General features: G+C 52.6%; 14 protein-coding genes and 2 tRNA genes. 4 read left to right on the top strand and 12 right to left on the bottom strand.

What is annotated here, in order from left to right:
• Window positions 1-6 precede the first annotated feature (6 nt).
• The 4 genes from ACXZ66_RS09995 to wecC all read right to left on the bottom strand — a co-directional run bounded on the left by ACXZ66_RS09995 (window position 7) and on the right by wecC (window position 4,373).
• Window positions 7-1,551 carry a glycosyltransferase gene (locus ACXZ66_RS09995; protein ID WP_458748515.1) on the bottom strand — a complete coding sequence of 515 codons (1,545 nt, stop codon included), beginning with the start codon at window positions 1,549-1,551 and terminating at the stop codon, window positions 7-9.
• Window positions 1,548-2,849 (bottom strand): glycosyltransferase family 4 protein, encoded by a 1,302-nt coding sequence (locus ACXZ66_RS10000; protein WP_458748516.1) that lies wholly within the window; start codon window positions 2,847-2,849, stop codon window positions 1,548-1,550. Before ACXZ66_RS10000 ends, ACXZ66_RS09995 begins: the two co-directional genes overlap by 4 nt.
• Window positions 2,850-2,939: 90 nt before the next feature.
• Window positions 2,940-3,016 (bottom strand) — tRNA-Ile (locus ACXZ66_RS10005).
• A 91-nt stretch (window positions 3,017-3,107) separates the two neighbouring features.
• Window positions 3,108-4,373: a UDP-N-acetyl-D-mannosamine dehydrogenase gene (wecC, locus tag ACXZ66_RS10010; protein ID WP_458748518.1), complete on the bottom strand. Its 1,266-nt coding sequence runs from the start codon at window positions 4,371-4,373 to the stop codon at window positions 3,108-3,110.
• 274 nt (window positions 4,374-4,647) lie between these two features.
• Here wecC and ACXZ66_RS10015 point away from each other — a divergent pair.
• Together ACXZ66_RS10015 and ACXZ66_RS10020 are read left to right on the top strand one after the other, a co-directional pair.
• Window positions 4,648-4,723 (top strand) — tRNA-Asn (locus tag ACXZ66_RS10015).
• Window positions 4,724-4,777: 54 nt separating this feature from the next.
• Complete coding sequence (locus ACXZ66_RS10020) at window positions 4,778-5,977, top strand: multidrug effflux MFS transporter (RefSeq protein WP_458748519.1); 1,200 nt, start codon at window positions 4,778-4,780, stop codon at window positions 5,975-5,977.
• Here the strand turns inward: ACXZ66_RS10020 and wecB are convergent.
• Window positions 5,970-7,115: a non-hydrolyzing UDP-N-acetylglucosamine 2-epimerase gene (wecB, locus tag ACXZ66_RS10025; RefSeq protein ID WP_458751361.1), complete on the bottom strand. Its 1,146-nt coding sequence runs from the start codon at window positions 7,113-7,115 to the stop codon at window positions 5,970-5,972. The genes ACXZ66_RS10020 and wecB overlap by 8 nt on opposite strands.
• A gap of 218 nt (window positions 7,116-7,333) precedes the next feature.
• On the opposite strand from wecB, the gene ACXZ66_RS10030 reads away from it, so the two are divergent.
• Window positions 7,334-7,594, top strand: coding sequence for a hypothetical protein (locus ACXZ66_RS10030; protein WP_458748521.1), 261 nt, complete (start codon window positions 7,334-7,336; stop codon window positions 7,592-7,594).
• A gap of 8 nt (window positions 7,595-7,602) precedes the next feature.
• Here ACXZ66_RS10030 and ACXZ66_RS10035 read toward each other — a convergent pair whose 3' ends face one another.
• The 6 genes from ACXZ66_RS10035 to ACXZ66_RS10060 all read right to left on the bottom strand — a co-directional run bounded on the left by ACXZ66_RS10035 (window position 7,603) and on the right by ACXZ66_RS10060 (window position 12,809).
• On the bottom strand, window positions 7,603-8,553 hold the full coding sequence (locus ACXZ66_RS10035; RefSeq protein ID WP_458748522.1) for a Ppx/GppA phosphatase family protein: 951 nt from the start codon (window positions 8,551-8,553) through the stop codon (window positions 7,603-7,605).
• On the bottom strand, window positions 8,550-9,119 hold the full coding sequence (locus ACXZ66_RS10040; RefSeq protein WP_458748524.1) for a DUF501 domain-containing protein: 570 nt from the start codon (window positions 9,117-9,119) through the stop codon (window positions 8,550-8,552). Before ACXZ66_RS10040 ends, ACXZ66_RS10035 begins: the two co-directional genes overlap by 4 nt.
• Before the next feature lie 26 nt (window positions 9,120-9,145).
• Window positions 9,146-9,637, bottom strand: a complete 492-nt coding sequence (locus ACXZ66_RS10045) for an FtsB family cell division protein (RefSeq protein ID WP_458748526.1) — start codon at window positions 9,635-9,637, stop codon at window positions 9,146-9,148.
• Between the two features lie 81 nt (window positions 9,638-9,718).
• Window positions 9,719-10,453: a DUF981 domain-containing protein gene (locus tag ACXZ66_RS10050; protein ID WP_458748527.1), complete on the bottom strand. Its 735-nt coding sequence runs from the start codon at window positions 10,451-10,453 to the stop codon at window positions 9,719-9,721.
• 145 nt (window positions 10,454-10,598) lie between these two features.
• Window positions 10,599-11,876, bottom strand: coding sequence for a phosphopyruvate hydratase (gene eno / locus ACXZ66_RS10055; RefSeq protein WP_458748528.1), 1,278 nt, complete (start codon window positions 11,874-11,876; stop codon window positions 10,599-10,601).
• 123 nt (window positions 11,877-11,999) lie between these two features.
• Window positions 12,000-12,809, bottom strand: a complete 810-nt coding sequence (locus ACXZ66_RS10060; RefSeq protein ID WP_458748529.1) for a lytic murein transglycosylase — start codon at window positions 12,807-12,809, stop codon at window positions 12,000-12,002.
• A 217-nt stretch (window positions 12,810-13,026) separates the two neighbouring features.
• Between ACXZ66_RS10060 and ACXZ66_RS10065 the strand changes: the two genes are divergently transcribed.
• Window positions 13,027-13,458, top strand: coding sequence for a hypothetical protein (locus ACXZ66_RS10065; protein ID WP_458748530.1), 432 nt, complete (start codon window positions 13,027-13,029; stop codon window positions 13,456-13,458).
• Here ACXZ66_RS10065 and ACXZ66_RS10070 read toward each other — a convergent pair.
• Window positions 13,455-14,084, bottom strand: a complete 630-nt coding sequence (locus tag ACXZ66_RS10070; protein WP_458748532.1) for a MazG nucleotide pyrophosphohydrolase domain-containing protein — start codon at window positions 14,082-14,084, stop codon at window positions 13,455-13,457. The two genes, ACXZ66_RS10065 and ACXZ66_RS10070, sit on opposite strands and share 4 nt — an antisense overlap.
• Between the last annotated feature and the right edge of the window lie 42 nt (window positions 14,085-14,126).

Raw genomic sequence — 14,126 nt, forward strand, 5'->3', positions numbered from 1 at the left:
GGCCCATCAGCCCTTTTTAGGCGTGTAAATGCCCTGCAATATTTCCGCATTCCGGTCCCAAGTGTGGCTCTTCACCCAGCGGGTTGAATCGGATTCGCGTGGATTATCTAGGCATTTACGAATAGCTGCGCCGAGTACTTCATGGTTCTCTGGTTCAACGTAGACTTCCAAGTTGCCCGTGATCTCCCGTAATGCTGGTAAATCGGATGCCACAATTGGGACTCCTAGTGCCTGCGCCATCAACGTTTTAATGGGAGTGACACTCCTAGTGACGTCCAGGTCTTTTCTTGGTACAACAAACAGGTCTAGGGCGGCGTACCATTTCCAAATATCCACAGTCGGCTTCTGTCCAACCAGAAGCACCCGCTCTTTAATTCCGATGTCACTTGCAAGTTTCTCGAGCTTCGGTCGTACAATGCCCTCTCCAACGATCAAACAGGTAACATTCTCCAGCGGCTCGATCGCACGTAAGAGCGTGTCCAGCCCTTCATAGTCCACGACCGAGGTCACTGTGCCTACGATCTGGCCATCTGGCAGGCCAAGCTCCGCGCGAATTGCTCCGCGATCAAATGATTTATCAATCGCTTTTTCATCAACAGCATTCGGGACGACTGTAATCTTTCCCGGATCGACTCCCCGAGCGATCATTCTTTGCCGCGCAACTTCGCTTAGCGCCACAACCGCGGAGGCAGCATTCATTGCCTGGGTTTCCTGTTTCCGCGACAACTCATAAAATTCTGAGCTCTTGGCAATTATTGCATCACGTGCATTGTGCCTAGACAACCATGTGTTTTCGAGTTCGCCACGGACTTCATAAACCCACGGAATATGTAGTTCTTCTGCAGCCCGCGCGGTCACAATCGCATTCTGAAAATCAGTCGTTGTGTGCAAGATGTCTGCTTGACATTCTCTAGCCACCTGCACCAATTTTTGTACCGCAAGATCTTCCCTAGTGCCCAGCGACGCCGGATATATCCACGGCAAGATTCGATGATAGGCGATCTGTTCAACTACTTGAACGCGGGATCGCGGAAGTTTTCCCACCACAATCGGATATCCGAGACGGGTCACTGCTTCAACTCGTATGCCATGATTCCTCAGCGCCGTCAACGTCTTCTGGCTTCGCAGGGTATAGCCAGAATGAGTAAATGGCTCACTATTCGTCAAAAAGAACAAGACCCGAGGACCATCGGAGTCGTGCTCGATGCCACCGATTGAATTGCCCTGAGGTATCACCCGGCGAAGTTGAGTTAGTTTGTCTGCGGCTTGTTGCGCGATCAGGCGATCAGGCCTTTTCGACAGATCTGCCGTCTTGATCACCTTACTCAACAGGCCGAGTTCCACATCTTGGCGTAGCTTGCTCGGCCGTGTGCGCCCCACTTTTGCCAGGGTGCGACCACACCATGTTCCAACAGAATTGTTGCTGGTACGCAACAACTCCACGACTTTTGCGCGAAACACTTCCGGATTATCGCAAGCCATTCCCCACATGGCCGAAGCAGTCAACGAGATCAACCGAATCCAGTGCAGAAGATTCGTCGTAAAGCTCACTTCTTTCCAACCGTTTCGACGAGCTGTAGAAGCAACTGCGGCGCCACGTTGTCTCGCTCGTTTTGGACCCATTCTTCTCCTCGGGAATCAACTCTAAGCAGGTTTGGGGAGTGCGCAAGCTTCTTCCACAGCGTCGCAAGTTCGTATGGAGACTCAGGTGCCACCACATGACCAGCACCAAGTTCTTGAATTAGATTCGCAGACTCTCCATCTACAACGGCAGTAATGTGCAGGCCAACCGACATTAACTCGTACGTCTTCGACGGAACCGCATTCCGAAGCGCAGGCCAATCCGTCAGATGCACCAAGGCCGTATCGGCCCAAGCATAGTGTTCCTGGAGATGCTCGGCTTCCTGGCGCGGGAGAAACTCAGCACTTATGCCGATTTCGTCGGCCTTCCTCCGTAACTCGGGCCTTGCGTCGCCCGCACCAACAAATCTGAGATTTACCCTCGTCCCATTTTCCCGTGCCAGCTTCGCAGCTACCAGCGCGTTTGTCAGATTCTGAGCCCGACCCAGAGTTCCCGCGTAAAGCACATTCAAAGTGCCCCGTTCAAAATCGCTCTTTTCCGCGGCTTGATAATTAGTCAAAGGAGGGAACACATTTCGGACGACCGTGATCGCAGTTTCGCTTTTCGACGATTGCCTGGTCCTTCGGTTGCGTAGCTGGTTAGCTAAATCCGCAGAAGTGACCATCAAGGCATTCGCTTGATCAAAGCTAAAGTTCAGCGAAGCCCTCGTGACAAAAATTAATACCTGCAGCGGGCCCTTGGATAAGATCCGCTCGCGCAGCGATGGTGCGCCAACGCTCTTATTCCATTGCCTTGACTCCTGTAACAGATCCGGCCAAGCATCACGCAGGTCAATAATAAAAGGGGTCCGATAAAATCGGGCAGCAAAGAGGGTAACTACCGCTGTCGGTAAGGCCGGTACAGTGCCGATCACTAGGTCAGGAGAATACCTTCGAAGTAGCCCGGACGGCTTGATCAGCTTCCACACTGCGCCGACAGCAACCGATGCCTGGCCAATAATGCGACGAGTGAGTGATCGGTCCGCGGGGATGAATCCACTTCGGATAATTTGTTCACCCGAGGGTCCTTCCGCGGCTTCTTCTGACTGGCATTGACCCCGATTCTTCCACCACGTCTTGAGATTGATTTTCCGCTGGTAATGCGGAGGCGGAGCAAGCACAGTAACTTCATGGCCAGTCTCGACCAGAATTTTTGTTAACCACGACCAGCGTCGTTGTGGCACTCCATTTTCCGGGGCCCAATACTGGGAGATCACTAAGATCTTCACTGTTGTCGCCCTTCAATCAAAGTTGTGCGGCCGATAGTAACTTTCCCTTTGTTCATTTAAAGGAAATCAATCGAAGGGTAAAACGCGCTGTGGTGGGGCTAGCGGGGCTCGAACCCGCGACCAACGGATTATGAGTCCGCGGCTCTAACCGACTGAGCTATAGCCCCAGCGTGATGATTATACCCAAATGATTTTTCTTGCTTGTTAATCGGGCCTAGTTTAAGACCGACGCAGATTGGATGATCTGTGAATGACCAGTCACCTCCAAAGCCCGCGTGTATCAATAAAAGGCTTTCCGGCTAGTTCATCCTTACTAATTGCCTTGAACTCTTTATGGTCCACCAGAAGCAAAATGAGATCGGCATCCGAAATCGCGGATTCCACATCCTGGAGCTTTAGGTTTGGTTGCACAGCCAATGCTTCCGGAAGTGCGTCGATATTTGGTTCAACAACGCGAATGTCAACATCTGGACGGTTCTGCGAGAGCTCTTTCACGATGTTCAAGGAAGGAGACTCCCTTAGATCATCAATGTCAGCCTTAAATGCAATGCCGAGTGCTGCTACTACTGGAGAATTTGTTTCTTCAATCAGCTTCTCCAGCTTTTCTAGAACGTAACAGGGCTTATTGTCATTGATTTCGCGAGCCGTCTTGATAATCTTTGCTTCCTCCGGTGTGGACGAAACAATAAACCACGGGTCGACAGCGATGCAATGCCCTCCAACCCCCGGACCAGGTTGCAAAATGTTGACGCGGGGATGATGATTCGCAAGCTCGATGAGCTCCCACACATCTATTCCTAGCCGATCGCAGATTAGCGAGAGTTCATTGGCAAAGGCAATGTTGACGTCACGGAAGGAATTCTCTGTCAGCTTTGCCATCTCAGCAGTTGTTGCATTAGTTTGCAACAGTTCAGCTGTGCAGAAAGTACTGTATAGCTCCGTAGCTCTTTGAGTGCCGCGAGGAGTTAGACCACCAATGACTCGGTCATTGCTCTCCATTTCCTCCATGATTTTTCCTGGTAGTACACGCTCTGGGCAGTGCGCAACGAATATCGCATTCTCATCGTCTTCGTCAAGAGATAGATCTGGGCGAAGTTCAATGATGTACTCGGCCATCTTCTTGGTGGTGCCTGGAGGGGAAGTTGACTCAAGCACAACCAATGCACCGGGTTTCAAAAATGGAGCCATGGCTTCTACTGCCGAATTGATGTATTTGGTGTCAACAGCGTGGTCTTCTTTAAACGGAGTTGGCACACAAACGATATAAGCATCTGCTTCTACTTGGTCAGCTCTAGCTTCTAAAACACCGTCGTTGACAACTTGCTGCAGCAGAGAATCAAATCCAGGTTCAACAAATGGGACTTCTCCCCTATTGATCGAATCAACATAAGTAGGGTTCACATCGACCCCTGCCACTTTTATCCCTTTTGAAGCGATAAACGCCGCAGTAGGCAACCCGATATATCCAAGTCCAACCACGCAGACTCGCTCGAACTTAGTGGGGCTAATTACTCCAACAGTCACACGGCACCTTCCCCTCAGCGATTTCCCTTAGTAGTTACACGATCAGATTGGCCCGATATTTTTTAATTTCAGCGCCGGAGAAAAATAGTATCACCAACAATGCATACTTTCTCGGCGAAGAGTAAAGATCCTTGCATAAGCTTTTTAGCCTCGAGAATCAGGTGCACTTATTTGCCCCTTTTTTACTTCCTGAACAGGCGATTTGTATTAAATGTCATCCTCACGCTAAAGTAACTAATCGTTGCAGAGAGCAAGACAGCAACAGACAAATTAATCCCGCATAGCTCAGTTGGCAGAGCATTCGACTGTTAATCGAAGGGTCACTGGTTCGAGCCCAGTTGCGGGAGCCACTACCCGGAACGCTTGCGTTCCGGGTCTTTTGCTTTCCAAACGCGGAGGAAGAAATGGCTCGATCAAAATCAACCGATGGGATCTCGTCCCCGATCCTGATTAGTCTTGCACTGTGTAGTGGATATGCGCCCTTTGCAATTGATACTTACCTAGTGGGAATGCCGGCGATCACCGATGATTTTCAAACAACTGCCTCACTGACACAATTCACTCTCACCGGATTCTTATTGGCTCTAGGCCTCAGTCAGCTCATCATCGGCCCGCTTTCCGACAGCGTTGGACGCCGGAAACTATTGCTCGGCGGGCTATTTGGTGCAGTTATCGCTTCGATTATTTGCGCCATGGCCCCGAATATCTGGGTGCTTATTTTGGGCCGCATTCTGCAGGGAGCTTTCGGGGCAGCCGGTGTTGTTCTCTCCCGTGCCATCGTTGGCGATTTGGGCCGCGGGATAGGGATTGCCCGCGCGTTTGCCCTTCTCATGTCGATTCAGTCATTGGCCCCTCTCATCGCACCGATCATCGGCGGGCTATTAATTCCAACATTGGGCTGGCGCAGCGCCTTTTGGTTCCTCGCTGGGCTGGGGCTTCTAACCTTCATTTTGGTAATGAGTTTTGTACCTGAATCGCTCCCTCCCGAAGAACGAACTACTGGAGGTGCATCGAATACCGTCAAGGACATCGCTTCGCTTCTCCAAAAAAGCCGATACGTACTTCCGCTCACGGTATTTGTCGGATCTTTCGCCATGATGTTTGCGTACATCGCCGCGTCACCCTTTGTGTTGCAACGAATTGGTGGACTTAGCGAAACCAGCTATACGATTGTATTTACTATCAATTCATTCGTAATTTTGATCATGAACTTGGTCAGCCGTAACCTCGTGCCAAAGTACGGACCTTACAAGTTGATCTCCGCAGGTGTCGCCATCGCTGCCATTGCATTCGTGTGGCTTTTCATTGGAGTCGTCTTCTTTGAATCGGCCCCACAGGCCATAATCCCTGGTTTCATGCTCGTCGTGTCAGCATCGGGTCTTATCCTGCCCAACACTTCGGCTATCGCGGTCGAGGCATCCGGTGACAAACGCGGTACCGGTTCTGCACTCCTTGGGGCTTTCCAGTTTGGATTGGCCGCCGTTGTGGCTCCGCTCACGGGAATCGGAAATGGAACGACTGCTATTCCCATGATCATCATCATGGGAATAGCAGTCGTTGTTCAGGTAACTGCTTTAGCTTTCCTGAAACGTAGTTCTAACTAGCGCCTGCTAAAGCAGGAGCAAAATCTTCAATCCGCTCGCCGACGCCAGTCAGCTCTGCAATTGCTGCAACCACTCGCGCAGCGGCATTTCCGTCCCCGTACGGATTTACCGCGTTGGCCATGGTGTTGTACGCCACCTCGTCGTCAAGCAAAATCTTTGCTTCTTCAACGATCGTGCCCCGACAGGTACCAACTAGCTTGACGGTACCTGCATCAACAGCTTCTGGACGCTCAGTGTTTTCTCGCATGACTAGGACGGGTTTACCAAGTGCTGGAGCTTCTTCCTGGACCCCGCCCGAATCAGTGAGCACTAAATACGAAGCATTCATTAAAGCCGTGAACTGGTCATACGGCAGTGGATCCGTGATAATCACGTTGTTCAGAAACTCGATTTCAGGCAGTATCGCTTCACGGACCTTAGGGTTCAGATGCAGCGGTAAAACGAACTGAATTTCTGGATAGGCACATGCAAGCTCTTGGACTGCACCGCCGATTTCGTGCATTACATCGAGATTCTCTCGACGATGAGTGGTTACCAATACGATGCGCTGGCCACTAGACACCACTTTTTGAATCCGCGCATCTTCAAACTTCGTATCCCAAGAAGATGCCTTGAGCAAGGAGTCGATCACCGTATTGCCGGTGACAACAATGTCATTAGGATGAAAATTCTCTTTTTGAAGGTTCTCTTTTGCTTCGCATGTCGGTGCCAAATGCAAACTTGCTACTTGGCCAATAATCCGACGATTAGCTTCCTCCGGGAAAGGAGAAAAAATATTGCCCGTCCGAAGACCTGCTTCCAAGTGCACTACTTGGACTTCGCGGTAAAACCCCGCAACTGCAGCTGCCATGGCCGTCGTCGTATCACCTTGGGCGATAATGACATCAGGTTGCACCTGCAAAATAACTTCTTCTAGCCCTGCGCCGGCTCGCGAGCCTAAAACGTTAAGACTTTGACCATGTTGCATTAGCTCAAGATCAAAATCAGGTTCGATACCGAACATTTTGTTGACTTGTTCTAGCATTTCTCGATGCTGACCAGTTGAAACAGAAATTGATGTGAAACGATCATCCGCTTTCAAGCGCGCGATAACTGGAACTACCTTGATTGCTTCAGGTCGTGTACCGTACACGGTCATCACTTTTGGTTTGAGCGAAGACAAGAAAAATCTCCTTCGTAATTAGTTGAATGATGAGAACCAAAGCAGAGCAATCCAAATAAATAAACAAACGTTATTTAAATGCTGCTTTATGGTTCAATCAGACATTAACGTATTACCAAAGATTTTTCCCGACAAAAGTGAAAGTAAATTTATCGACTCCTACGCCAGCAAGTCATGCCTGTATTATGGCAACCATGATTCAATTCGTCGTCGGAGCAGCTGCCGGTTACGTGCTCGGCACGAAAGCTGGCCGCAAGCGCTACCACCAGATTAAAGACGCAACTGCAAAGGCCATTAACTCTCCTGTGACCAAACAGGTCGTTCAGTCCACACGCAAGGCATTGGCGGATCGCCTAGACCCGAATCCGCGCATGAAAGAAGTGAAAAATCTGCGCGGAAAAAAGGGCTCCAAGATCAATGACGACACAATCATCTTGGAGCCCGACGAGGATTAAATCCTGGATTAAACTTCAGCGAGACCTGCAACGATTCCGTCGAGGATGTCCTTCTCGCTAATCACGAACTGATTGAGCCCAGTCAGCTTTTCGATGGCGTTCATGATCTCCTCCACAATGACCGAGCCCGAGCCAATGACATCGGCACGGCCAGGATGTATCACGGGATTCGCTGCCCGTGCCTCCGAAGGCGTCCGGATAAGCTGGCCGGTAATTAAGCGAAGTGCGTCAAACTTCAGCTGAGACATGTGGATCTCTTTTGGATCATATACCTCTAGCCCCTGCGCCAGCGCAGAGAGCGTGGTAAATGTTCCGGCGCACCCGACGAAGGTGCGAGCCTTCGCAAAAGGCACGATATGCGATGTATCTTCGAGACGCTCGGCGATATAATCGCGCGCAACCTCCTGCTCAGATTCAGTCGGTGGGTCGGTGCGCATAATGCGTTCGGTCAGGCGCACACAGCCCATTTGAGTGGAATGCGACCCCAGGATCGTGCCGTCTGCTTCCCCGACAATAAACTCAGTTGAGCCACCACCCAGATCAATGACGCAATAAGGCCCACGATCGTCGGGAACATCAAAGGTGGCCCCGCGGAAAGAAAGTGCTGCCTCTTCCTCTCCAGAGATCACCTCAGCCTGAGCCCCAGGGCTAATCGTGCCTAGGAGCCGTGCTGTCATATTGAAGAAGTCATCGCGATTCGAGGCATCCCTAGTAGCCGAGGTGGCAACCATTCGAACCGCTTCGACCCGCTCTTGTTGCATCATTTCTACAAATTCATGTAGTGCTTCCTCGGTGCGTTCGAGTGCCTGTGGATTGAGTTCTCCAGTGGCGTCGACGCCCTCGCCAAGGCGAACAATGCGCATTACTCGCGCAATCTCTTGGTGTTTTTCTGAAGAAACATCGGAAATAAGCAAACGGATCGAATTTGTTCCGCAATCGACGGCTGCAACTCGCGTCATAGCAATGGCTCTCCTGTCATCTCAGTGACTGCCTCATTAACTGATGCAGTGATGCCTAGGCTATCCGCAGTTGGCCAATCCTGCGGGATAGCCGTGCCGCGCAACTCTGGAGTGTGGTCGGCTGCAAGAGCGACAGACTCAGTGCCAAGGCGGAAATGATCAGGACCTTCTGCAAGTGCGTACGCGATAAGAACGTGCAAGCACTTCACACGATCCGGCATGCCTCCCCCGGAGAAATCAGTGCCCAAGTCTTCGATCTTGTTGCGCTCAGCGAGGTAGTGCTCATGAGCGGCTTGGTAATCCTTGGCGAGTTCTTCGTCTTCTCCTAGCCGGCGTTCCATCCACTTCATTACTTGGGCAACCTCGAGGCGGGAAGCCTCCGCGGTGAGGCGCGGATCCGTGAGGTAGTACAGGGTTGGAAATGGGGTTCCATCGTCGAGCTTTGGCGCTGTTTTTACTACTGCAGGCTGTTTATCGGGCGTGCGGTAGGAAATCTCGAGCACGCCACGGGCAGGGCGCCCGAGCTGCTCTTGAACAATATCTAGGTCGGCTTGGCTGACAGTCATGGGAACTATTGTTCCACAAGACCTAGCTAAGGCTGCTCTGGGGACGATAGAGAGTTCCACACGACCTTCGGCCAAGGGATCTGTTCTGGTGGCACGTTCTGCGGATCCGTGGTGACTCCGTCTTGCTTATCCATCCGAGGATCCACAATGCGCCAGGCTGTTTCACCTTGCTCTATCATGCCAAGACGCCGCCGCGCCTCCTGCTTGATGTATTCCTCGTCGGAGTACTTATTTATGTCCTGTTGGAGCTGGTCACGGCGCTGTTCCTGCGCGGCAATCGATTCGTTGAGCCTGGCGATTTCACTGCGCCCTTCGTAGTAGGTACGCAGTGGAACAGCAATTGCAATGAGTACAATCAGGACGACAAAAATAATGATAGCGACGCCAACAAAGTCACCCTTGAGGGTGAACTTGCTTTCCTTCTTTGGCTTAGGCTTCGCATTTTCGGCATCACGAGACACCACCGGAACCGAGGTAGGAATCCGGCGGGGTCGACGCGATGATGCTTGAGAAGCCATGATGTAGATAGTCTACTCAACTGTCACATGCGTAACCGATTCCGGCTCGCATCAAATTTTTGCTTTGAGGGACAGCGGGTTCTACATCGTGTTTACAATCAGGCCGATGTGGGTGTAAAAGTTCATCGCACCAAAGAGAATGAATACAACACCCGCGATAAGCCACAACCAATGCACCCAAGTACCCACGGTTCCGGATTCTTCACCGCGGGCAACCTTATTGTTCGCAATTGGCAGGAGGACTGCCCCAAGACCCACCATGGCGAAAAGAATTCCCATAAATGTTGCTTCAAGGATTGGCCATGCACCGAAGTAGCCAGAGATTGGCTCCTGCGGAGGTGCTGCGAAAAGTTGGTACACGATTCCAGCAAGTGCGATTGCAAACAGCGCAAGTCCAAGGCCAGCGATAAAGATCGAAAGTGGCTTTAAAGCCTGAGCGATCGTCCGGCTCATATTTTCACTTTCAAGAATCTTTTCTTGGCGACGCCAGAGATAAATCGCAGCAGCTAACATGAGGACGCCGAAGGCGAGCGAAGTTTCACCGAACACAATATTGTCGAAGGCGAAATCTGGGGCAAGCGGCCATGTCAGGGTCATGTGGAGACCAGTAGCAGTGAGAATAAAGCCGAGGACACCAAAAGTTAATGCCCAACCATCTAGGCTGACCTCCTTGCCTTCCTTCTGAATAGCTCGATTAAATAGCACTAATGCCACCAATCCAGCACCAACCGCTATTGACATGATGGTGTTATAAGTAGGCAACGTTTCCCAGGCAATTGCCCCAGGCGTTGATACGCCCATAAAGAAGTCACGCATTTTCTTACCTTTCGTAAATTAGTTGAACTTTAAATGAAGTTCATATTCGATGGTAAGCCTAAAGTGTGACTTTTTCAATATTTAAACAATCCCCAACAAAAAAGCCTAGCCCGGATTCCGGGCTAGGCTTTCGTCGTGAAGCGAACTATGCGTTGAATCGTGGGAACGCGGAACGGCCCGCGTACACTGCAGCGTCGCCGAGCTCCTGCTCGATGCGCAGCAGCTGGTTGTACTTAGCTACGCGCTCGGAACGAGCTGGCGCGCCAGTCTTGATCTGGCCGCAGCCCAGCGCCACAGCGAGATCGGCGATGGTGGTGTCCTCGGTCTCGCCGGAGCGGTGGGACATCATGGTGCGGTAGCCGTTGCGGTGAGCGAGATCGACAGCGTCGAAGGTCTCGGTAAGCGTACCGATCTGGTTGACCTTAACCAGCAGAGCGTTTGCAGCCTTGCGCTCGATACCCTCAGCTAGGCGCTTCGGGTTGGTGACGAAGAAGTCATCGCCGACGATCTGAACCTTATCGCCGATCTTCTCGGTGATGGAGACGTAGCCTTCCCAGTCATCCTCATCCAGTGGATCCTCGATGGAAACGATTGGGTACTCTGCCACGAGGTTCTCGTACACAGCAATCATTTCCTCAGGAGTGTGCTGGCCACCCTCGAAGTTGTACTTGCCGTCCTCGTAGAACTCGGAAGATGCAACGTCGAGTGCAAGAGCGACGTCCTTGCCCGGCTCGTAGCCGGCCTTCTTGATGGCCTCAAGGATGAGATCCAGTGCTTCCTTGGTGGAATCAACGGAAGGAGCAAAGCCGCCTTCGTCGCCCAAGCCGGTGGAGAGGCCACGGTCATGGATAACGTTCTTCAGGTTGTGGTAGACCTCAGCGCCCATGCGCAGTGCCTCGGAGAAGGACTCAGCGCCGATTGGAGCGATCATGAACTCCTGAACGTCCACGCCAGAGTCTGCGTGGGAGCCACCGTTGACAATGTTCATCATTGGAACAGGCAGGATGTGAGCGTTAGGGCCGCCGATGTAACGGTACAGTGGCAGGCCAGCGGACTGGGCCGCAGCCTTCGCAACAGCCATGGAGACACCAAGGATGGCGTTTGCGCCCAAGCGGGACTTGTTCTCAGTGCCATCGAGAGCGATCATTGCCTGGTCGATCAGGCGCTGATCATCGGCCTCGAGGCCAGCGATCTCGTCTGCGATTTCCTCGTTGACGAACTCAACAGCCTTGAGCACACCCTTGCCCATGTAGCGGTCTCCACCGTCACGCAGCTCGTGTGCCTCGTGTGCACCGGTGGATGCACCGGAAGGAACACCAGCGGTGCCCACCGAGCCATCGTCCAAAAATACTTCTGCCTCAACGGTTGGGTTTCCGCGGGAATCCAGGATTTCGCGGGCAAATGCATGAATGATGTCAGCCACTGTAATTTCTCCTCTTAGGGGCTAGAAAGTAAAAGCTTTGTCCTCGACCCATTCTTCCAGAAGATTGTGGTGCGCGGGCGGTTCAACCCCGAAAGTTAAGTAGATTACGTCACTGAGCTGAAACTAACGCACGGCAGGCTGCTCGATCGCGTATGCTGCGGCGGCGTCGCGAACTTTCAGCACGTAATCATTGGACTGGTTGTACGACAAAATAGCCTCCTGCCAGCCCTCCTGGGTGGAAAGATCGCGGTCATTGGAGCACAAAAGATTTGCTGCGGCCAATGCTGCATCGTCGATCTGTTGCGGATCAGCAATGCCGTCGCCATCGGCGTCACGGCCGTACTTGGCCCACGACTGCGGAATGAACTGCATTGGGCCAACGGCACGGTCGTAGGTGGTGTCGCCGTCGTACGTTCCGGCATCGGTGTCGAGGATCTCGGCGAAGCCTTGGGATCCGTTAAGTGCGGGACCGACGATTGGCGGGGTGGCAAAACCGTTTTCATCAAGGTGGCCTTGGTTCAGGGCGTTGCCGGAGTATTTTCCGTGGCGGGTTTCTACCCAGCCAATACCTGCCAGCGTGTTCCATTTCAGGTTGCACTGTGGCCAGGCTTCGCGCGCAATAAGCTCCGCGTTGCCATAGGCACGGATCGCTTGCGGATCCACGTTGACGGCACCGGCGATGGGAGCTGCCCAATCGGCCAAGTTATCGGCGGTGCGCCCAGCGGCATGGACGTCGATCAGGTGAGGCGGTGCACCCGCTGCTGGCGGAATGGTATCGGGTACTGGGAGATAGGAACGCGCTGATTTAACCGGGTTAAAAGCACTGAGCAACCACCCCACCAGTGCAATAACCATCACGATTGTGAGTACTACAGCAGAGACGGCTGCAAGTCCACAGCCCGCCTTTTGTTGCCCCCGTGTTCGTGAAGTCATGAGGGTCGACCTTACCCGGATTGGCCTAAAAACTACGAACCACAAACGGAGACGAAGCGGGATTCACAAGGGTTTCCCAGAGAAATTGACCCCACCCCTCAAAGTTACGGTTAAATAACAATACTCACTTAGGAAACTTTAATCACATGTGTAACAACTATGGTCAGTGATTGTTGTCTCCCATCGCTCCCGTACACACCTTTGAGAGGACTCTCCCATGGCAAAAATCGCTCGTATTGGTCTAGCAGCAGCCGCAACCGCGCTCACCGCAGGCCTAGTCGCTCCGGCGGCACAGGCACAAACCGGCATCCTAGACTTGATCAGAATCGTGAACGAAGGCGTAGACAACGCCAACTGCGACACCCTTGGTACCGCGTTGCGTGGTACCAACATGGTGGGCACCGACACCACCCGCGGCGAGCTTGTAGCCAACCTAAACAAGGCAATTGGCGACGACTCCACGCTGAAATTGGTGGCTGCATCGACCATTAACAAGGTCGGCGACCGCGCCCTAGAGTGCAAGATTGTGAAGGCAGACCAGCTCACCCCAACCGAGCAGGCAATCCAGTTCTCCTCGCAGCTCTCCTCCCAGTTCGGTCTACCAGAGGCACGTAACCTGCTGCCTGCCCTACCGATTCTCGGGTTCTAGTTCTTCGATTTGTCTTTCTCTTCCCGCGCTTTCCCTTCCTCCCAGAGGCGTTCTTGTTCCTTCTCGGACACAATGCCGTCGGATCCATCGAACAGGTAGGGGGCGCGGGATTTCATTTTTTCGGTAAAGCTTGCGGCGACGTCCTGGAAGTCGAAGGCGCCTCGTCGTGAAGCGATCTCTGAATGGAACAAAACCTGCAGCAACACGTCGCCGAGCTCTTTCTTCAGGGTCTCGTCGCTGGCACCCGAACGTACGGCGTCGGCGAACTCGCGGGACTCTTCCTTCAGGTAAGGCAAGAGCGACTCGTGGGTTTGGCCAATCTCCCACGCACCCCGGTTACGGGAGTTGTGCATGGTGCTCACGGCCTCCTGGACCTTGTCATCGAGGCTGGGCACCCTATATACCGACTCGCCGCGAGCGATACGGCTGCGCACTTCCGGGGCCTGTGGGTCTGTAGTGAGAAGTGTGCCCCATCCCGTCAAGGATTCATTGGTGGGTAAATCGGTCAGGGACCAACGAACAGAAACCGGTACTTCACCAGTGACAGAGATCGGTGCTTCCAAATGCGACACTGCGCCCATTGGGATCATGTCGGGCCACCGCGGATCGAGAACTACTACAGCCATGTAACACATCATAGACGGGTAAAGCTGTTCGTCGGCGAAGTG

The sequence above is a fragment of the Corynebacterium sp. S7 genome (assembly GCF_054401105.1).

Excerpts from the sequence above, each read along its gene's own strand:
- wecB (WP_458751361.1), bottom strand. The coding sequence starts at position 7,115 with ATGACCGTGTACGGTACACGACCTGAAGCAATCAAGGTAGTTCCAGTT.
- ACXZ66_RS10065 (WP_458748530.1), top strand. The coding sequence starts at position 13,027 with ATGGCAAAAATCGCTCGTATTGGTCTAGCAGCAGCCGCAACCGCGCTC.
- ACXZ66_RS10040 (WP_458748524.1), bottom strand. The coding sequence starts at position 9,119 with ATGACTGTCAGCCAAGCCGACCTAGATATTGTTCAAGAGCAGCTCGGG.
- ACXZ66_RS10070 (WP_458748532.1), bottom strand. The coding sequence starts at position 14,084 with ATGGCTGTAGTAGTTCTCGATCCGCGGTGGCCCGACATGATCCCAATG.
- ACXZ66_RS10050 (WP_458748527.1), bottom strand. The coding sequence starts at position 10,453 with ATGCGTGACTTCTTTATGGGCGTATCAACGCCTGGGGCAATTGCCTGG.
- ACXZ66_RS10060 (WP_458748529.1), bottom strand. The coding sequence starts at position 12,809 with ATGACTTCACGAACACGGGGGCAACAAAAGGCGGGCTGTGGACTTGCA.
- ACXZ66_RS10030 (WP_458748521.1), top strand. The coding sequence starts at position 7,334 with ATGATTCAATTCGTCGTCGGAGCAGCTGCCGGTTACGTGCTCGGCACG.
- ACXZ66_RS10020 (WP_458748519.1), top strand. The coding sequence starts at position 4,778 with ATGGCTCGATCAAAATCAACCGATGGGATCTCGTCCCCGATCCTGATT.
- ACXZ66_RS10035 (WP_458748522.1), bottom strand. The coding sequence starts at position 8,553 with ATGACGCGAGTTGCAGCCGTCGATTGCGGAACAAATTCGATCCGTTTG.
- ACXZ66_RS10045 (WP_458748526.1), bottom strand. The coding sequence starts at position 9,637 with ATGGCTTCTCAAGCATCATCGCGTCGACCCCGCCGGATTCCTACCTCG.